Raw genomic sequence first — 19,471 nt, 5'->3', positions numbered from 1 at the left:
ACGCGCCAGTTGTCACGCTGAGGCGGCGGGTGGTCGTCCTCCAGGCCGTCGAGCACGCCCAGAGCGATCCCGGCAATCCGTTCGAGAACTTCACCCGCGCACTCAAGCGGGATCAGCAGCGCCTCGACGCACTGGAGTCGGGCATCTTTGGTGTCCTGGTACGCCTGTCGGCACTGGGGATCGCAGGCCCGAACGGTCTGCCGCCCGTCTTCACGACCGGTGGGGTCGATCGCCTCATGAGCGCGGCACACCGGGTTCACCAGCCGGGCAGCGGCGTCACGGCCGGCAGCCGCACGGCAGACGGGGCGATGGAGATCGCCCGCGACAAGGACGGCCCGGTGGTCGCGTTCCCTGCGCTGCCCGCGTAGGCGCAGGTGCGCTCGCACTCCTCGGTGAGGCGTGCCGGGTCGCTCGAAACGTCGAACGCGGTTGTGGCCCCCTCCGTGTCCCGCGCGACTCCTTCGCAATCGGCCGGACCCGCAAGGAACGGGACCGGCCGCAAAGCCTGACGCGCGACACGGCCATAGGCTCGCCTCCTTCGCCGTCGGGCGCGCACCCTGGGATGTGCGGGTACCAACGGAGCGAGTCGGAACGCACGACAGGGACCGCCCGGACGGGAACGCCGCCCATCCGGCCGACGGCTGGAGGCCGACATGCCGGCAGCACACCGACGCGCCCAGCACGTGCCGCCTGCGCGGCCGGGTGAGTGGTGTGGTTGACACCGGCGGACTGCCCGGTCCGCTGGCCGCGCTGCAGCCGATGCTGGACCACTACGGCTACGCGGCGCTCGCGCTGCTGGTCGCGCTCGACAACATGCTGGTGCCGGTTCCGGGGCAGACGCTGCTGATCGTCGCGGCGGTCTACGCCGGAGCCGGCCGCATGAACATCTTCGCGGTGATCGTCGTCGGGTGCATCGCAGCGATCGCCGGGGCCGAAATCGCGTACGTGCTCGGCAGGCGCGAGGGAACGCGGTTGATCACCCGGTTCGGACGCTATGTGCGGCTCACCCACGAGCGTTACGCCAAGGCCGAGGACTTCTACCGGCGCGGTGGAGCCAAGGTCGTCGTGGTCGCGAGGTTCATCGACGTGCTGCGCCAGACCAACGGTCTCCTGGCCGGTTCGAACGAGATGCCGCACCGCCGGTTCACGCTGTGGAACGCCGTCGGCGCCGCAGCATGGGTCGCGGCGTGGACGGCACTCGGCTACACCGCCGGCACGGACATCGGCCCGCTCTACCGCCAGGCGCTCCGATACCAGCTCGTCCTGCTTGCCGCTGTCCTGCTGGCGGTCGTGTGCCTTGTGCTGCGCGCCTGGTGGCGCGCACGCAGGCGGGCGCGAAAGGAATCGTGATGTCCCCGGCTTCCCGGCCGCGCGGCACGGGCGAGCAGGCGAGGCACTTCCTTCCCCGGCTGACTCATCGACTCCGGCGCGTCAACGGGTGGAGCCGGAGGTGACCTCGATGGCCGGGCCATCCCGCCTGGCCCTCGCGGCTGACCGCGGCGATCCCCGACACCGCGTTCGGAGCGCGCCGATCCGCCGTGCACGCGAGCGCGGGATCAGCCTGGCAGCGGACGGTGCCGCCCTGCGCGCCGTCGCCCGCAGCGAAGGAGTCCCCGCCTTCGGCGACCTGCACCTGCTGGAAGCCCCCGTCCAGGACGGGCGCCTGCCCGTCGACGCCGTCCAGCAGGCACGCCGCCGCTCGATGCCGCTCCCCGCGGCCTCCTCAGCGCCTGCCTCCAGGCGGTCGTCCCCTGGCCGCTCCGTCCCCTCGCGCGTTCGGGGCGCTCCGTGGCATCGCTCTCCGTTCTGGCGAGGGTGCCCAGGCCGAGCACGACCGGCGTGCCGAACCCACTCGGAGGGCACTGCGTCAGCACCCCGTCCTGGGGACCTCCCAGGGACTTTCCGTGCAGGACCGGGCAAGCACCTGAAAGCCCGGAGAGGGCCTCCGACGCAGGCCGGAGGCCCTCTCCGGGGCAAAGTCGCAGGTGGCGGCGGACGAGTCGGCCTGTACGCCGGGTTCACTGGCCCATTAGCAGGAAGAGTGGCCCTGAGCTGGTTCTTTACAGGTGAGGGCCGCTGTCTCGGCGAGACGGACGCGCTCGGCATCGGCCGTCTCTGCGCATCGTTTCGCACCCTCGTGTGGGGCAGATGTGGGCCACGGCCGGGTGGTCGGGGTCAAGCACGCCGGTCCGCCACGCGTCGGCAGTGGCTACACAAAGTCACCAGAGCTCTGGGGCGAAGCGTCGTCAGCGCAACCGCCCCCACCCCTGCCGCCAAGAGGCCTCGATGACCAGTCCCGAAAAGCCCTCTTTGGCGAGGTCAGGGCCGCCGAATACGGTCTCCCTCCGCCCGCAACCGGTTCGGAGGTCCAGTGAGCTCAGCACTCTTCACGCCTGCCGGGGCCAACCGGCGACCGCTCGCCACTCCGGAGGAGCTGTCGGGCTACCTGGGCGTTCCCGTAGCGACCCTGTACGCCTGGAGCTACCGCCGCCGCGGATCTGTCGCCATCAAAGTGGGCCGCCACCTGCGGTACCGCTGGAAGGACATCGATGCCTGGGTGGAACATCAGGCATCGACGCACCGCTGACCGGAGACTACGTCTTCACCGGGCCGCCCAGCCACGGCAAGAGCCTATGGGCCCACTTCGGCCCCGGGCATGCGAGGGAGCCGCCCCGGCTCCGGAGCCGTGCGGTCGGCGACGCTAGGACGATGTGATCCACGGAGGACGACCACGGACCGTTCGCGTTCGACGTCAGGCGTAAGCTCCTGCCGGAGAACAAGGGGGGACGATGACTGACGACCGCAAGACGACTGTGCCCGTGTGGGCGCTGGCGACCGCTGACGTCCGAGTGCCGGGGTTGACCGCGGGCGAGTCGATGACGGCTGAGCGCCTGGCTGAACTGCGCGGAGTACTGGCCGTCCTGGCCGACGAGCCGATCGTCACGCTTGAGGTGCATCCGCTGCCCGACAAGCTCGACCGCAGCCGCGGCATCCCGCTCGACGCCGCGAGCCCCCTGGCGCAGCATCTGTCACAGTTCATCACGCAATCGACCCGAGGTTCCCTTACGGCGGCCAGAGCAACCGCGTCCGGCGAAAATCTGTATCGCATGGTGGTCCCGGCCAAGGTCGCCGCCGAGTTCGGGCAGGGCATCGTTCGTCCGATGGCGTCGAAGGCGGCGGTCGGCGGCATCCACAGTGCACTCATGAACTCAACGGGCATCGCCGCCAATGCGACATTCGTACCGGTCGGAGGAGCGGCAGCGGCAGGCGCAGTCGGTGGGGCCGGTGCGACTGCGGGTGCCGCGGCCGCCGGCGGCACGGCGCTCACCGTGGCCGCTCCGCTCGTGCTCATGGCCGTGGCGGTGGGGGTGAGCGCGCACGCCGACCACAAGCGCCAGCAGGCCATCGAACACATCACGGAACTGCTGGAGCAACTTCAGCAGGACAGACTCGACGACGAGCACAGCGCACTCAACGGCTGCCGCGCCGCTATCGACAAGGCCACCGCCATCCTGCTCGACCAGGGCAAGCTCGGCGTCTCGCTGGGACTCGACTCAGCGGTGCACACCATCGACACGGCACTGAGCAAGGCTGACCTCCGCCTGACCCGATGGCAGAGCGCTCTCGACAGATTGCCCGAAGGCGAGGCCGTCGAACTCGGCACGCTGACAAAGTCGTTTCCCGGCGTCGACGACCATGGAGGCGCCTTCCGCACCCACATCGAACTCGCTTCCCTGGCCATCGCGCTGATGCGGCGAGTGGTCATCCTCCAGGCCGTCGAGCACGCCCAGAGCAACCCCGGCAATCCGTTCGAGAGCTTCACCCGTGCACTCAAGCGCGACCAGCAGCGCCTCGACGAAATGGAGTCGGGCATCGCCGATGTCCTGGTACGCCTGTCGGCACTGGAGATCGCACGCCCGAACGGTCTGCTGCCCGTCTTCACGACCAGTGAGGTCGATCGCCTCATGAGCGCGGCACACCGGATTCACAAACTGGGCGACGGCGTCACGATCAGCAGTCGCACGACAGACGTGGCGATTGAGATCGCCCGCGACAAGGACGGCTCGGTAGTCGCGTTCCCCGCGCTGCCCGCGTAGGCCCAGGTGCGCTCGCACCCCTTGGCGAGGCCTGCCAGGTCGCTCGAAACCTCGAATACGGTAATGGCCCCCTCCGTGTCCCGCGTCGAGTCGCCGGCAGGTCGCCAGGCTCGGGAAAGGTGGGGACGAGGGGTCGACGCAGCCGGTGCGGACGTCGTGGGGGACGGTTCCAGGCGAGTGAGCACTTTCAGCGTTGCCTCTCCAGGGTGAGGATGGCCTTGACGGTTGACGTGAGCCGGTTGGGGCTGCAGCGGGCGTGGCGGAAGATCCGCCAGCTCTTCAGGGTGGCCATGCCGCGTCCGACGGGGCAGCGCAGGCGGGCGTGGGCTCGGTTCAGCGGCCGTTGCTTGGCGGTGAGGTCCTGGCCGGGGCGGCGTCGGGTGGGGACGGCGAAGGTGCCGCCGGCCCCGGTGTAGGCCAGGTCGGCCAGGGCGGGGATGCCCAGGCGCTCGCAGATGGTGATGATGCGGTGGGTGCGGGCCGAGGTCAGATCGTGGGTGCGCTCGGGCAGCGCCCGGGAGATCCACACGATCTCTCCTTGGGGGTCGGTGACCACCTGGAGGTTCACCCCGTGGCGGCGGTGCTTGCCGCTGTAGTCGGCCCGGCCGTCGCCGAGGCGGTCGCATTCGGCGAGCGTGCCGTCGACCACGACATCCTCGGCCTCCGCTTCGCGCAGGGCGCGGGTCAGGCCGGGCGCGTGGCGGGCGGGCAGGCCGGTGACGGAGCGGACGTAGGCGTGGGCGGTGCCGACGCTGATGCCGAAGCCGGCCGCGATCTGGGCGAGGGTGTCGTGCCTGCGCCGGTGCACCAGCGCGACCAGGGCCCGCTGGGAGGGGCGGAGCTTGCACCGCCGGTCACCCTCGCGGGTGACGATGAGCACGGTCACCCGCTCCACGAGCGCATGCGGCAGGTCCAGTGCTGCAGGACAGAGGAGCATCGAGGCTCCCCGGTGGGCGGGTTGAGGCGTCAGACACCTCGCTCAACCGCCCGGGAGCCTCGTCCGTTCTGCACTCCTGCAGCGCTGCTCGGACGTCACCCGATCGAGCCCCCGCTGAAACGGCTCCTTCATCGCCATCGGCGGTGTCTCGCTTCCTCCGGATCAAGCAGATCCAGTATCAGCGTGTCCACCACTCAGGGGGAGGCCCCATCTGCTACGGCACAGCTAAGGCAACCCGCAGCCGGGCTGAACAACCCAGTTCCGATCGCCGGTCCAGTCGCGGAACGAGGCACCGCCCGGATGCAGGAAGGGCTGCGGGCTTCCTGGCCGCCTTTGGCCGAGGGAAGAGTGCGGGCACTGATGCGTCAGCAAGTCGCAAGGGCGGCGGGCATGTACACATGCCTACCGCGTAAGAGGCCCCGTGAGTAACGTGGTCAGACTGGGCTGGAGGCCGTGCCATACCCTGTGGGGGCGCACCGGGGGTTCGGGGATGTGCGTCCGCAGCCCTAGGCCGGCAAGCGACCGCGGGTGGGGAAGCTGGAAAGGTTAGATGAGGGCTGAGTACAAGCAGTGGCACGAGGTGCTTTCTGCAAAGTTTTTCGGTGCAGGCAACGCGCAGCGGAGCACCGTCCTGTACATCGACGCAGAGGTCGAACGAGAGCTGGCCGAGCGTGTAGGAACGGGCCTGCCCCAGGCCGTCGCTGACGAGTTGAACTGGAGCGATCCGTACGGGCCGCTATTCAGCAGCATCCAGCGCGAGTGTGAGTTGTGGGCCAAGCTCGGGATTCAGGGCCCGCCTCCGAGCCTTCCGGTGCTGGCGCTGTCCGTGCTGGCGGCTACCCGTATGGAGTCCTCCGACGGCATGCTGAAGACCAACTTCTACGGGCGGTGGATCCAGCTGTTCGGCGAGCAACCTTCCAGCTTTCGGGCGAACAAGCTCGTGCACGCCTTCGAGGACGTCGCAGTAATGTGGGAGGAACTCGACACCTGGCTCGAGCAGACATGCGGTCTCTACGGCACCAGCACGGTCAGCACCGACGAGTTCCGCTGGAAGACCGGCTACCCCATCTCACAGGCATTGGTCCGGGGTTCGGACCGGCAGATCCTCACCCGCTTCTTTGCCGCCACCCGCTTGCGTCCGCACAACCCCGACGAAATCTCCGGCCGGGAGCTGCTGCGGCGCCTGCGGGTATGGACATCGGGGCGGGACCGGCGCCTGTCGCCCCGGCTCATGGAGGAGCTTGCCAGCGCCCCGGACACGAGCGACACTCTGATCGCCAGCCTGGTCAAGCGGCTCGCTGATGCCTGGGACGGCACCCTTCACGAGCCGGAGCGCGAGCACCGGCGCCGTGCCTTGGGACTGAGGCTCGTAGTCGCAGACCGAGGCAGGCGTCTGGAATGGCTCGCCGAGGCGTGCGACGACATCAACGACACGCACGTCACCATGCCAGGCGGACGCACGTTCACGCTGCACAAGGGGTACGGGGGCGTCTACGAGGGGCTGGAGTCACTGCACCCCTCCTGGCAGCAACTGGGCCACGGCCTGCGCCTCGAGGGCGACGAACTGGTCCTTGAGTGGGCGCCGCAGCAGGTAGTGCTGCTGCGGCTGCACCCGCATATGGGCGAGTGGGTGAGCACTGAGTACTTCGAGCCCGGCGAGCAGCACTGGATCCTGGCCGCTGACTCTACAGTCAGCGCAGTGCGCTCCATGGTAAACGCCCTCGGCGGCCGCACCGTCCGCGAAGCGTCGGCGCCGGTGCCGGGGTGGAAGCTGTTCAAGGGCGTGCGCGCCGTCAACGGGTCGGCCTTCGCCCGCACCCTCGACCAGGGCGGAGACCACGCGCACGTCCTCCAGCCCCAGATCCGGCACCGCACTGCACTGTCCGGCGGGCTGCGCATCGCCCCCGAGTACCGGGCGGGTGCGGGTGTAGCGGGCCACTTCCTCCGCGGCGGCGCTCCCGACCTCCTGCTGCCGGCCAGCGATTCTTCCGACGGTCAGGTAGAAGTCGTCCTCGATGGCCGCACCGAGAAGCTTCGGCGCGACCCGCGGGTGCCTTTCCCGCTCTGCATCGTCCCCCTGGAAGAGGGAGAGCACCGTGTGGGTACGGCGGACAGCAGCCAGGTCTTCACGCTGCACGATGGGCTGCATGAGGGACTGCCGCCCGGTACCGGAACGCTCGGGTACCCGTGCGACGGCACCGCCTGGCCAGAGGTGAGCGACGCAGCAGGCTCTCGGACCGTCATCCGCGGTGCGGCGGCGCCGGACAGCATCCGCACCCCGCGGATCGAGCTGCTGCGCTCAAGCGTCCTGGAAGCCGTGCTGCTCGATCCCTACGGTGGAGTGCGCCAGGCCAAGCAGCAGCCAGTCCCCGCTTGGATGACCTCCCGCCTGCCCGAGCAGGCGCTCGGCCCCTGCCTAGAGGTCGAGGTACCGGACGGCTATGTCTGGCTGGTCTACCGGACAACGGCCCGCTGGTCGGTCAGGGCGCTGGCAGCAGCAGAGCACATACCCGCCCCCGCTCCAGAGCCTGACGACTACACCTGGGCGTACGCTGTCCTTAGCGCCGCCCCGCGCCTGCAAGACCCCGCATGGCTGGACTACGTAGCGGCAGCAGAAGCGATCAGCGGAAGGCGGGGAGCCTGATGACGGACACAGGAGGCCTGCTGCTGCGCTGGCTGAGCGAGCAGGGCGCTGGCACGCTGTCCGACATCAAGCAGGGCATGTGGTGGCTGGCATCCAAGTACTGCCCGGACATCGAACCGGGTGCCTCGGGCCGCTGGCTGCGTGACGCAGTCTCCCTGGCCTACATGGACATCGACTGGCACAACAGACGCTGGTGCGCAGCGCCGCCAGTCCTGACCCGCCTGCCGCAGGCGCGGGGGCTGGCGGTACTCACCGGGAGCCGGACGGCCGCGTTCGAAGCGCGCGTAGAGCAAGCGCTGCAGGACGGCTTGCTGGAACTGTTCCAGGTGCCCAGCGCCCGCCCGCCCAGGGACATCCCCTTGCCCCCATCCCTCATCGTCCAGTTCGACGACGAAGCAGGGCTCGCATGCTGGGCGACCGAGCTCGGCGTCTCGTACACGCCGTGCTTCGCACTGCAAGCAGCAGCGCTGCTGCCGCCTTTGAGCCCTGGAGCGCCGACCTCTGCACCGGAGTTCGGTAGACCGCTGGAACAGTACGACCTCGAGCGCAGCAAATACCGCCCCGTCCTTCGGCCCCAGGGCGAGAGTCTGTACCGGCTCAAGCGGCGCGACAGCAAGCGCGTATGCCAGATCCTGCGCGACGGCCAGTGGTACGAGACGAGTCATGAGCAGGGCGTCTACCTCATGCTGCAGACCCGGGGCCGGGCAGCGGACGTGCTGCGCTGGCGCCCCGAGAAGGACTCCGGGCGTGAGAGGCTCGGGACCCTCTTTGTTGACTGGGGATACCCACTGCCCGACCTGCACCGGCGGGTAGCGGTGATGTGCTGCGGCCTCGGGCCCCGCATCAACGCCCATGCCGAAAACCTCGCCTACGACAACGTGCCCAACGCCATCGCCATCAAGATCGCACAATCGCTCGGACAACACCTGGGGGAGAACGATGATGAGTGACAGCGCTGTGCAGCAGCCCGGCAGTGCCGAGCGGGACGTGGATATCCTTGGTTCGTTCGAGCATTTGAAGGACGCGCTCTTTCGCTACTACAACACGCCGTTCGGGCTCGCTGACGAGAACCTCGAACGCGAGCGCCAGGACCTGTTCGATGTGAACGGCGGAGCCTGGCGGCGTCCCCTGCTGGAAGTCCGCCCTCGCTACGTCCAGATGGATGTGGGCATCGCGGAATCAGTGAAGGCAGCAGGGGCCCACCCCGACCTCGCGGAACTGGTGCAGCTCGGGCTCCTGCAGGGTGTGCCCTCCCTATACGAGCACCAGCACCGGGCCCTGGCCGCCGCTGTCCGGGATGGCCGCGACGTGGTCGTCACGGCCGGGACGGGGTCGGGCAAGACGGAGTCGTTCATGCTGCCCGTCCTGGCCGACCTCGTCCGCGAGTCGGCCGACTGGCCGGTCGCATCCCTGTCGGCAAACCGCTGGTGGGCCTCTCCAGACGGCGACTACCAGCCTCAGCGGGCAGGCGAGGCCGGTCGGTACGCAGCAGTACGCGCCCTGGTCCTGTACCCGATGAATGCGCTCGTCGACGACCAGATGATGCGCCTGCGCAGGGCGTTGGACAGCGACGCCGTCAGGACGTGGCTCGCCCGGTCGCGGCCGGGCCACCGCTTCTACTTCGGCCGCTACACCGGAGCGACCCCCGTCCCCGGCGAGATCGGCTCGGCAGCCGGTGTCAAGACGCTGCGCAAGGAGTTCGCCGCCACCGAGGAGCGCTCGCGCCAGGCGCAGAAAGCCCCTGGCGACGGCCGCCATTTCATCCCCCGGCTGGATGGCGCGGAGATGCGCTGCCGCTGGGACATGATCCAGGCTCCACCCGACATCCTGATTACGAACTACAGCATGCTCAATGTCATGCTGATGCGCTCGCGTGAATCGCAGATCTTCGATAAGACGCGCCGCTGGCTGGAGGAAGTGCCCGACGCCCGCTTCACCCTGGTTGTCGACGAGCTCCACATGTACCGCGGCACCGCAGGCACAGAGATCGCCTACCTCCTGCGCAACCTGCGCCACCGCCTCGGTCTGGACCATAGGCCGGACAAGTTCCGCATCCTGGCCGCATCCGCCTCCCTCGAAGCCCCGCGCGACCTGGACTTTTTGCAGGAGTTTTTCGGCGTCGACCGCAACCGGTTCGAAGTCCTCGGTGGCCAGCTCGTGCTGCCGACACACACTCGCACCGATATCTCACAGCACGCCGATACCTACGCCGCCCTGGACCCCGATTCCGGTCCCGCTGAGGCCGACCAGCTCCTGGCAGACACCGGCGCCGGCGACGCCTTCGTCAACGCCCTGCGCGACGGCGACCGGCTCATCGCCGACTTCGACACCGCCATCGCCGCCCGCCTCTTCCCTGGCGTCGGCACGGCCACTCAGGAGAAGGCACTGCGCGGAGTCCTCACCGCTCTGCGCCGCTCGGCCGACCCGCGGACCCCCAAGCTGCGTGGACACCTCTTCTTTCGCAACATCCCCGGCGTCTGGGCCTGCTCAGACCCCCACTGCCCCTACGCTCCGCGCCCCGAAGGCATGGAGAGGACCGTCGGCAAGCTGTTCTCGCGCCCCACGCCGCGCTGCAGCTGCAACGCACGCGTACTGGAACTCCTCTACTGCCAGAACTGCGGAGACGTATTCCTGGGCGGGTACGCACCGGCATCGGCCTTCCGCAACGCGGAGAAGGGACGCGCCTTCGAAGCCGGCCTGCTCGCGGATCTGCCCGATCTCGACTCGCTGCCCGACGCCGCTGCCCTGGGGCCCAGTGCGGCCAACTACATCGTGTACTGGCCGCGCAAGGAAGACCCCGCGGTAGAGAAGCTGGAGTGGAGCTCCACCTCGGACAAGGGCACGCTGAGCGCCGACTTCAAGTTCAAGCGCAGCCATTACGATCCGCGCACCGGAATCCTCCGCAACCAGCGCAACCACACCGGCTGGTCCTTCCACACCAGCGTGCCGCAGCCCAAGAAAGGACGCCCCCGGATCAAGGCGGAGGGCCTCCCCGCGGCTCCGACCCAATGCCCCAACTGCGGCGACGACTGGGAGCTCAAGCAGGTTGGCAGCGAACGCCTCAGTCTGAAGGACTCGCGTCGCCTGCGCACACCGGTCAGGTCCATGCGCACCGGTTTCGAAAAGGTCAACCAGGTTCTGACCACCGGGATCCTCTCCCTCCTGCCGAACCGGCAGGCCGTGATCTTCTCCGACAGCCGCCAGGACGCGGCGAAGCTGTCTGCGGGTCTGGGGCTGCGCCACTACCAGGACCTCTTGCGCCTGCTGCTCGCCGAAGAGGTCGAGGGCCAGGGCGATCCGGTCGCCGATCTCGCGGCCGTATCGGGTTTCTACCGCAAGTCCCCCGACAACCCCGTGGACAAGGAGACGGCCAAGGCCGCACGCGCCCGACTGCGCCCCCGCGACCCGGAAACCTTTGACGCCTGGGAGAAGCTCCAAAAGCCTCGGGGCGCGGACCTCGACGACGACCTCGACGACAACCTCCCCGACCCGGCAGAAGAAGCCGAGCTCTACAACCGCCTCAGCCGCGTGCCCAGCCTCGACAGCCATGGCGCCGCCGTCGCCGAACGTTTGGTCCAGCGCGGCATCAACCCAGGCGGCCCGAAGGCGTCACTTCAGCAGACCAGCTACCAGAGAGGCGCCCAGCCTCAGCCCTGGGCCTCCCTGTACCAGTGGCCCGAGACTCCCAGTGGCAAGGTGCGCGACGAATCCACCCTGGTTCTGAGCGAACGGCAGGAGCAGCTGCGCCACGACATCCGCGAAGCCCTCACGAGCGAGCTGCTCAACGGGTTGTTCGGCAGCGCCGGACGCGACTTCGAGTCCCTGGGCCTGGGCTGGCTCACCCTCGCGACCGATCAAGCACTGCTCGAAGCCGAGCGCGCCTCCGACGCTGCGCTGGCCCGAGCAAGCCTGCGGGTCCTCGGCCACATGCGCCGTTTCGCAGGACTGCGCAGCCCGGCTGACGAACCGCCCAGGAAGTTGCGAGACTTCTGGGCCAGCGCAGCCGACCACCTGGGGCAGGATCCGGACGACCTCCGCAAGACCGCCGAGCGGTTCTGGGGAGACGCAGTCAAGAAGTACGTTATCCAGCCCGAGCACGTCGCCTTGCGCCACGGGCGAGAGGTGTCCTGGACCTGCTCCGCCTGCCGCCGCCGGCACCTCCACCCCGGCGTCGGAATCTGCACGAAGTGCCGACGGCCCCTTCCCGCAGCGCCCGAGCCGTTCGAGGGGGCAGACGCCGACTACTACGCCTGGATGGCGCGCAGGAGGGTCGGTGATTTCCGCCTAAGCGCCGCCGAACTCACCGGCCAGACGGACCGCCTGGATGCCCAGGCCCGCCAGGCCCGCTTCCAAGGGATCTTTCTCGACGGCAAGGAACATCAGCTTCCCGATACCCTCGACGTCCTCTCCGTCACCACCACGATGGAAGCCGGAGTCGATATCGGCCCTCTGTCCGCTGTCCTGATGGCGAACATGCCGCCGACCCGGTTCAACTACCAGCAGCGCGTGGGACGAGCAGGGCGGCGGACTTCGCCTGTCGCACTCGCACTCACCGTGTGCCGCGGGCGCAGCCACGACGAGCACTACTTCCAAGACCCTCAGCGCATCACCAACGACCCGACTCCGCCGCCTTACCTGTCCACCGACATGAAGGACATCTACCAGCGGGTCCTCGCTGCCGAGGTACTGCGCAGGGCATTCGACGCGGTCCAGGGTGCAGCGGGGGACGATACGGCGGCCGACCCGACACGCAACGTCCACGGCCAATTCGGCCGCACGGCGGACTGGCCCGCTGCGAGCGAAGCGGTGAGCCTATGGATCAAGTCGCACGACGCTGAGATCCGCGGCCTCGCCGAGGCCCTCGCCGATCGGACCCGCAGCACCTGGCCACCGGCGCGGGCGGCGGCATGGGTGGCCCAGGAGCTCGTCAACCGCGTCACCTGCATCGCCGACGAGCCCCGCGGCCACCATGAACTCAGCCAGCGGCTGGCGGAATCCGGCCTGCTGCCGATGTTCGGGTTCCCGACCTCAGCCCGTTACCTGTACACCAAGCGCCCCTACGACTCCTACCCCTGGCCGCCGAGCGGAGTGGTCGACCGGTCGCTGGACATAGCGATCTCGCAGTTCGCTCCCGGCGCCGAGACGGTCAAGGACGGACAGGTCCACACGGCGGTCGGAGCCGTCGCGTTCGAGCCGGCCGGACGATCCCCCCGAACAGTGGAGGAACCGCTGGGGCGGCCGGTCCTCATCGGCATCTGCCGCGCCTGCGGCCACCTCGCAGAGGACGTGCAAGCACTGCCAGAGCAGGAGGACGCGCCGCCGCAACCCTGCCGCGCCTGCGAAGCGGCCGACGGCTCCTACCGCGAGGTCGAACTTCGCGAACCGGCCGGGTTCTACTCCGCGGGGAAAGCCCGCGACTTCGACGGCAACTTCGCTTGGAGGGCCAGGTCGCTCGCCCCCCGCACCGCGGCAGATCTCGAGCACGGCGCACCGCGGAAGATCGCGGCGCCCGGCATGGTGGTACACGCCGGCAAGGGGGAGCGATACGCCGTCAACGACAACGGCGGCCGACTTTTCAACTTCGCGAAAGTAGGCCCGACCGCACGCTGGTCCGGCGCCTACCTGGAGACCGGGGCGGCTGATCTGTTCCCCTGGCTGGCGAAGGACATCGCAGCCGACGAGGAACCACTGATCACCGCCATAGGCGCCACCCAGCGCACGGACCTGTTCCTACTCGGACCGCAGACAGGCGAGATTCCGGCACTCGGTCTGCGCCTGAACCTCACCTCCGTGCCGCAGAGCACCGGCTTCCCCGACGACCGCTCGGGCAGGCGGGCGGCCTGGTACTCGCTGGCCGCACTGCTGCGAACGGCCGCGGGCTCGCTGCTGCAGGTGCAGCCCAACGAGATTGCGTCCGGCATCCACGGCGCAGGCTCCGGGAGCAGCAAGGCGCGCACCTTCGCGTTCCTCTCCGACACCCTGGACAACGGCGCCGGCTACTGCACACACCTCGCCGAACGGGAGATTTTTGAACAGCTCATGACAACAGCGAACAGCATGCTGGCCGACTTCGCGGACGGTGTGCACGGCCGCGACTGCCGCGGCTCGTGCTACCAGTGCCTGCGCGACTACACGAACATGGCGTACCACAGCCTCCTGGACTGGCGGTTGGCCGGTGAGCTCCTGGCCATCCTCCAAGGCACGGGTGCCGTCGGCAGCCAGCGCGGCCGTCTGGCCGCGGGACTGCTGCGGAACTGGGCGTCCGACTTCCCCTCCAGCGATGCAGAGTTCGTGGACGACTTGGGCGGCACCGGTCCCGCAGTCCTCTTCGAGGAGCGGGTCTGGGTCGCGGCCAAGGGCCCGTTCGAAACGGCTGACGCCACGCTGTCCTCCCCCCGCATCAGGTCCGTGCGCGACGCTGCCGCTGCCGACAGCCGAGGAGTTTCCGACGTGGTATTCGTCGACGACTTCCTCCTCGACAAGGCCCCGGCGCGGGTGTCAGCCATGCTCGCCGACTTCGACGGCATGTAGAGGTCTGCGGTCTGCTGCTTGCGGCTCCGGGGCCGTAAGCAGCAGAGGGCCATAGCAGCGAGGCAGCCGCATCCGCGCATACGCCTGCCGACGGCCAGTTGCTTGTGTCAGGATGATCGACTAAAGGAGGCGCATGGCCGAGCCGGAGGGGGATATGGGCGAGCCGGTACTGCTGCAGCGGTTCGCAGCCTGGCTCCAGCCCGGGCCATCGGCCGAGGACGCGGAGCGCAGCGCCTTCTTCAAAGACGGCATCATCGTGCTGGACACGAACGTCCTGCTGAGCCTGTATGAGTACACCGAGACCTCCAGGGAAGAGGTCCTGTCGGCGCTCGAGCAGACCGCAGGACGGCTGTGGATGCCCTACCAGGTCGGCCTGGAGTTCGTCCGCGGCCGCCGCAGCACACTGGAGTCCCGCAAGAAGGCCCTCGCAAGCGCCGCCACAGAGGTCAACAAGAAACTCATGGCGGCCCGCAAAGCGATTGTCGAGGCCAAGGACATCGTATGCGCCCAGCTCGACAAGTACGCCCGAGCCCAGCAGGAGATAACTGGGTTGGACGCGCTGGTCGCGGATGCCGAAGTCGATGCGCACCTGGACGTGTACCGGCACGAGTTCAAACGCCACCTGGACATGCTGAAGGCCGACCACGGCTTAGCGCTGAACTCCACCGATGCGGAAGACCCCATCCTTCCTCGGATTGCGCAACTCTACGGAGAAGGCGTTGGAGAGCAGCCGACCGACGACGTCCTGCGCAGGCGTTTAGAAGAGGCGACCGCCTTCCGGTTTCCCAACAAGATCCCTCCCGGATTCTCCGACGTCGGCAAGGACACGCCGCTGAAGTCCGCTGGTGACTTCCTCCTCTGGGAGGAGCTGATCGAGCATGTCGGCCAGCTATCGCCCAGCGGTCGCCGCGTGCTGTTCGTATCGAACGACACGAAGGAGGACTGGTACGAGCAGCGCTCCGGCTCAAGCAGCTCCCGTCCGTGGCCGAGCCTTGTAGACGAGCTGAAGCGGAGGGCTCAGGCAGGCTTGAGAATCGAGACGCCCCCGCACTTCTTCGGTGGGATCAGGGAGTTCCTGGATGCCGAGCTCGCCGAGGACACGTACGCGGAGATCGCACGGGTGTCCGAGGCATTCGAGGCGAAGGTGCCGGACATACCGCTGGTGGTCACGGAGGAGAGTGCACCCCATCAGGACCCGCCGGAGGGGCTGGTGGTTGCTGCGGCCAGTTCAGTGGGGCTGGCCGCTTCGACCGTGCGTGCGGCTGTGGAGTCAGCGTCGCCGGCCCAGCGGTTGTTCCAGTGGTGGCTGATCGGTGTGACAGCTCAGCTCGGGCGGCGGCCTCCGGGAGAATCGGAGCCGACTGTAGGCATTGCTGCAGCCAGGAGAAGCAGCGAGCCGCCCTCCGGGGACTGGGTCTCTGGTACCGCCCTCTCGCCAGGCGAGTGGCTCCACCGGGACTCGTCATGGATCGCACCATGGTTCATAAACCTGTTGGAATCCGTCCCGCAGACCGACCGCGCAGTCCTTCGCCGACTGGCGGCGCAGCAGGCGGAGAGCAACAGGCGCTCCGGCAGCTGACGACCGCCAGGCAGTGACCGTGAGCTGCACTGATCTTCGTGAAGTCCTTGAAGCCTGGGTTACGATCCAGGCGTAAGGAGAACCACAGCAGTGCCAGCACCCCGTAAGACCGTGTCCTATGTAGTGAGACGGTCGTTGGGAACGTCATGGGGCGGGGTGTGTGGAGTTGGATTGCTCCGGATGGGTTGTGGGAAATCGCGAAGCCGCTGATCCCGCCCTCTCGGGTGCGGCCGCAGGGTGGCGGGACGCAGGACAGGCCTGATGAAACGCTGTTCGCCGCGATCGTCTACGTACTGGTGTCCGGCTGCGCCTGGCGGGCCTTGCCGCCCTGCTTCGGGGTTTCGAAGTCGACCGCCCATCGCCGGTTCCTGATCTGGTCCAGGGCCGGGGTGTGGGGCCGGCTGCACGAGGCGATCCTGCACCGCCTGGACGACGGCGACCTACTCGATGTCTCCCGTGTCGTCCTGGACTCCGCGCACGTCAGGGCCAAAAAGTGGGCGAACTCACCGGTCCGAGCCCCGTAGACCAGGGCGAAGCGGGCTCCAAGATGCACGTCCTGCCGGACGCGAACGGACTGCCCCTCCTCGTCGGCCTCTCGGCCGTCAACACCCACGACAGCCAAGCCCTGAAGCCCATGGTCCAGGGCCACCGAACGAGACACGACCCCCACCGCGGCCGTCATCTCAAGCCCCAGCGCCTCCACGCGGACAAGGCCTACGACGTCCCTCACCTGCGCACATGGGTCATGTCCCTCTCTGTGGTGTAGCCGATCAGTCGGCGGTCGTGTTGGTGGTGTCGGGGAACGCGGGAGCGCTTTCGGGGAGCTCGGCGGGGTAGAGCCGGTCCATGCTGCCCTCGGGGAGGTAGCGGCGGGGGAAGGCGAACCACTCGTCGTGCAACTCGAAGAGCACGGCGGTGACCAGCCGCAGGAGTGCGTCGTCGTTGGGAAAGACCTGGACGACGTCGGTCCGGCGCTTGACCTCGCGGTTGATCCGTTCCAGGGGGTTGGTGGACTGGATCTTCTTCCAGTGCCGTTCGGGGAAGGCCGCGAAGGCGGTCAGGTCGTCCTTGGCCTCTAAGAGCATCGCTTTGACCTTGGGGAACTGTGCGGCGAGCATGTCGGCGACGGTCTCGAGCTGGTCGCGGACCGCGGCCCGGACCGGCTGGGCGAAGATCGTGCGGATGGTCGCGGCGACCATCTCGGCGGCCTCCTTGGGGATTACCGCGAAGACGTTGCGCAGGAAGTGAACGCGACAGCGCTGGTAGGCCGCGCCGAGCATGACCTTGCGGATCGCCTTGCCCAGGCCGCTGTGGTGGTCGCCGATGACCAGGCGGACCCCGGTCAGGCCGCGTCCGCGCAGGGAGCGCAGGAACTCGGTCCAGAACACCTCGGTCTCGCTGTCGCCGACCATCACCCCGAGCACCTCGCGACCGCCGTCCTCGGTGATGCTCCCCCAGCCTCCGGCCGGGGGTGCCCCCAGTGGCGATGACCACGGCGCGGGAGACGATCTGGTGGTTGACCCGTGCCTTGCAGTAGGTCGCGTCTAGGTAGACGTAGGGGAAGCGGGTGTGGTCCAGGGGGCGGGTGCGGAAGGCGGTCAGCGGCTCGTCGAGCTCGGCGCAGATGCGCGAGACCTCGCTTTTGGAGATGCCGGTGTCCGCGCACAGGGCCTTGACCAGGTCGTCGACCGAGCGGGTGGACACGCCGTGGACGTAGACCTCGACGATGACCGCGTACAGGGCCTGGTCGATGCGGCGGCGGCGCTCCAGCAGGCTGGGGAAGAAGCTGCCGCTGCGGAGCTTGGGGATCGCGAGGTCCAGGTCGCCGGCGGTGGTGGTCAGGGTCTTGTCGCGGTGGCCGTTGCGGTAGTCGGTACGCGTGTCGGTGTGCTCGTTCCACTGGGCGCCGATCCGCGCGCTCGCCTCGGCCTCGATCAGTTCCTGGAGCATGCGCTCGGCCACACTGCGGACGAGTTCGAGTCCGTTCGCCGCGCGTAGTGACTCCAGCAGGCGTTGTAGGTCAGACTGGGACAGGGACACCGGGTGCCTCCCTCGTTGAACTGCCCTTTCACGATAGAGAGTTGCACGGTGGCCTGTCTCATGCGCAGGGAGCACACGCCCCTGGCGGGTGCACGCCTCGGGAGCGAGCCCGCGCACACCTCACCCCTGATCGGCTACACCACACAGCGGGACGCCATCCGCACATGGCTCCGCGGGCAACGTATCGGCGTCCGCATCGCCCGCAAGGGCATCGAGTCGTCAGAACGACTCGGCCGCCGCAAGTGGGTGATCGAGCGGACCATGTCCTGGCTCACCGGATACCGCCGGCTCAGCCACCGCTACGAACGCCACCCCCGCAACTACGTGGCCTTCCTCGGCCTTGCCGCAGCCTTCTGCTGCTACAAGCGACTCCTCCGCCTCACCACATAGGACACGGAAGGTTATTCAGAACGGTCCTCGTGAGCGGTAGATCTCCAGTGCCGAGACGGCTGCGAGGACGGTCGGGAAGCGTTCGAGTGGGCCGCGGTAGGGCGTGGAGAGGATCTTCCAGGTCTTGAGGTGGGCGACGGCGCGTTCGACCGGGCTGCGTAGGCGCGCGTGGCGGCGGTTCGCGGCCCGCTCGACGTCGGTCAGCGGCCGGTGCCGAGGCTTGCGGTGCGGGATCAGGCAGTCGGTGCCGAGGTAGCCAAGGTCCGCGACGCAGCGGCCGGCGCGTATCGCGTGGGCGAGGCCGGAGTCGGTGTAAGCGGTGCTGTCGTGGCGGGCCCCGGGTGCGGGATGGCCGACGGCCAGGAGCCAGCCGTGGATGTCAGCAGCGATCTGGACGTTGTGGCCGGTCATCCGATGTTTGCCGGAGTGCATGCCCGGTGCGTTCTTCCACTCCCAGCTGGGTGTGAGCGTACCGTCCACCAGGACCACCGTCCCCGGTCGAATGACCTTCGCCGGGCGGGTGACCTGCTCCAGAGCAGTGGTGATCATCGGTGTCAGGGTGCGGCAGAGCCGGGCCGCGGTGGCCTGCGAGACGCCCCACAGCTCACCGGCGAGCTGCTGGGTGGCGTTGTTGCGCAGGACGAACAGCACCAGCGTGACGGCGTCCGCCAATGGCAGGGCCCGGGGCCGACCGCGGCGGCGGTGGAAAGACGGAGCGGCGCGGCCGACGAGATCCACCAGCCTCTCCAACTGTCGTCGGTCCAGTCCGGTAGTACGGTGGCACGGCAACGGCCCCTCGCTCGCAGCATCGGTTGGTGTAGGAACCCCGAACGCTACCGGCAGGGGCCGTTGTCGTACCCACCGTCAGCTGCCACGTATCCGTTCTGAATAACCTTCACGGTCTAACAAGACGTCTCATTTGGAGAGTCGGCGGTAGCCGATGAGTGCTGCGGCGAGGCCGACGAAGCCGAGGAAGTGCTCGGCTTTGCGCTCGTAGCGGCGGTGGAGACGTCGGCAGCCGCCGAGCCAGGCGACGGTGCGCTCGACGACCCAGCGGTGCCGGCCCAGGCGTTCGGAGGAGTCCTGGCCGCGCCGGGCGATCCGGGGTGCGATGCCGCGCTGGCGTAACCAGGCGCGCAGGTGGGAGTAGTCGTATCCCTTGTCGCCGTGCAGCTTGGCCGGGCGGCGGCGCCGCGGCCCACGGCGGGAGCGGATGGGCGGGATGCCGCGCACCAGTGGGATGAGGGCCTGGC

At 68.6% G+C, this 19,471-nt stretch carries 10 protein-coding genes and 4 pseudogenes; 10 read left to right on the top strand and 4 right to left on the bottom strand.

The genetic code is table 11. The features are described from left to right. Nucleotides 1-11 precede the first annotated feature (11 nt). From LO771_RS22140 to LO771_RS22125, 4 genes and pseudogenes are all read left to right on the top strand, one after another. Nucleotides 12-368, top strand: a pseudogene (locus tag LO771_RS22140) (hypothetical protein); the annotation flags it as partial. Between the two features lie 343 nt (nt 369-711). Beyond that, nucleotides 712-1,350 (top strand): DedA family protein, encoded by a 639-nt coding sequence (locus LO771_RS22135; protein WP_230745316.1) that lies wholly within the window; start codon nt 712-714, stop codon nt 1,348-1,350. A gap of 1,021 nt (nt 1,351-2,371) precedes the next feature. After that, on the top strand, nt 2,372-2,587 hold the full coding sequence (locus LO771_RS22130) for a helix-turn-helix domain-containing protein (RefSeq protein ID WP_230745314.1): 216 nt from the start codon (nt 2,372-2,374) through the stop codon (nt 2,585-2,587). A 202-nt stretch (nt 2,588-2,789) separates the two neighbouring features. Further along, nucleotides 2,790-4,097, top strand: coding sequence for a hypothetical protein (locus LO771_RS22125; RefSeq protein WP_230745312.1), 1,308 nt, complete (start codon nt 2,790-2,792; stop codon nt 4,095-4,097). Nucleotides 4,098-4,284: 187 nt separating this feature from the next. Here LO771_RS22125 and LO771_RS22120 read toward each other — a convergent pair whose 3' ends face one another. Continuing rightward, the gene (locus tag LO771_RS22120) at nt 4,285-5,034 is read right to left on the bottom strand and encodes a transposase (protein WP_230745309.1); all 750 of its coding nucleotides are present in this window, start codon (nt 5,032-5,034) and stop codon (nt 4,285-4,287) included. Between the two features lie 550 nt (nt 5,035-5,584). Between LO771_RS22120 and LO771_RS22115 the strand changes: the two genes are divergently transcribed. The 5 genes and pseudogenes from LO771_RS22115 to LO771_RS22095 form a co-directional block, all read left to right on the top strand. Further along, on the top strand, nt 5,585-7,678 hold the full coding sequence (locus LO771_RS22115) for a hypothetical protein (protein ID WP_230745307.1): 2,094 nt from the start codon (nt 5,585-5,587) through the stop codon (nt 7,676-7,678). Beyond that, on the top strand, nt 7,678-8,628 hold the full coding sequence (locus LO771_RS22110) for a hypothetical protein (RefSeq protein WP_230745305.1): 951 nt from the start codon (nt 7,678-7,680) through the stop codon (nt 8,626-8,628). The genes LO771_RS22115 and LO771_RS22110 overlap by 1 nt, the downstream gene beginning before the upstream one ends. Continuing rightward, nucleotides 8,618-14,209 (top strand): DEAD/DEAH box helicase, encoded by a 5,592-nt coding sequence (locus LO771_RS22105; RefSeq protein WP_230745303.1) that lies wholly within the window; start codon nt 8,618-8,620, stop codon nt 14,207-14,209. The genes LO771_RS22110 and LO771_RS22105 overlap by 11 nt, the downstream gene beginning before the upstream one ends. Nucleotides 14,210-14,342: 133 nt before the next feature. Further along, complete coding sequence (locus LO771_RS22100) at nt 14,343-15,788, top strand: PIN-like domain-containing protein (protein WP_230745301.1); 1,446 nt, start codon at nt 14,343-14,345, stop codon at nt 15,786-15,788. A gap of 146 nt (nt 15,789-15,934) precedes the next feature. Next, a pseudogene (locus LO771_RS22095) lies at nt 15,935-16,533 on the top strand (IS5 family transposase); the annotation flags it as partial. Nucleotides 16,534-16,558: 25 nt separating this feature from the next. Here the strand turns inward: LO771_RS22095 and LO771_RS22090 are convergent. Continuing rightward, nucleotides 16,559-17,828: pseudogene (locus LO771_RS22090) on the bottom strand (IS256 family transposase). Between the two features lie 156 nt (nt 17,829-17,984). On the opposite strand from LO771_RS22090, the pseudogene LO771_RS22085 reads away from it, so the two are divergent. After that, nucleotides 17,985-18,218, top strand: a pseudogene (locus LO771_RS22085) (transposase); the annotation flags it as partial. A 15-nt stretch (nt 18,219-18,233) separates the two neighbouring features. Here LO771_RS22085 and LO771_RS22080 read toward each other — a convergent pair. Together LO771_RS22080 and LO771_RS22075 are read right to left on the bottom strand one after the other, a co-directional pair. Continuing rightward, entirely contained in the window at nt 18,234-18,890 is a 657-nt protein-coding gene (locus LO771_RS22080; protein WP_230745299.1) for a transposase family protein, read from the bottom strand. Between the two features lie 243 nt (nt 18,891-19,133). Further along, a partial coding sequence (locus LO771_RS22075) for a transposase (RefSeq protein ID WP_230745280.1) occupies nt 19,134-19,471 on the bottom strand: 338 nt, incomplete at its 5' end.

Source organism: Streptacidiphilus sp. ASG 303 (genome assembly GCF_020991365.1).
GTDB lineage: Bacteria > Actinomycetota > Actinomycetes > Streptomycetales > Streptomycetaceae > Peterkaempfera.
Note: the sequence above shows the minus strand (reverse complement) of the source record. Positions and strands in the feature narration are given on the sequence as shown.

What these genes read in the sequence shown, in the direction of transcription:
- LO771_RS22125 (WP_230745312.1), top strand. Translation starts at nt 2,790, where the DNA reads ATGACTGACGACCGCAAGACGACTGTGCCCGTGTGGGCGCTGGCGACC.
- LO771_RS22120 (WP_230745309.1), bottom strand. Translation starts at nt 5,034, where the DNA reads ATGCTCCTCTGTCCTGCAGCACTGGACCTGCCGCATGCGCTCGTGGAG.
- LO771_RS22115 (WP_230745307.1), top strand. Translation starts at nt 5,585, where the DNA reads ATGAGGGCTGAGTACAAGCAGTGGCACGAGGTGCTTTCTGCAAAGTTT.
- LO771_RS22110 (WP_230745305.1), top strand. Translation starts at nt 7,678, where the DNA reads ATGACGGACACAGGAGGCCTGCTGCTGCGCTGGCTGAGCGAGCAGGGC.
- LO771_RS22105 (WP_230745303.1), top strand. Translation starts at nt 8,618, where the DNA reads ATGATGAGTGACAGCGCTGTGCAGCAGCCCGGCAGTGCCGAGCGGGAC.
- LO771_RS22100 (WP_230745301.1), top strand. Translation starts at nt 14,343, where the DNA reads ATGGCCGAGCCGGAGGGGGATATGGGCGAGCCGGTACTGCTGCAGCGG.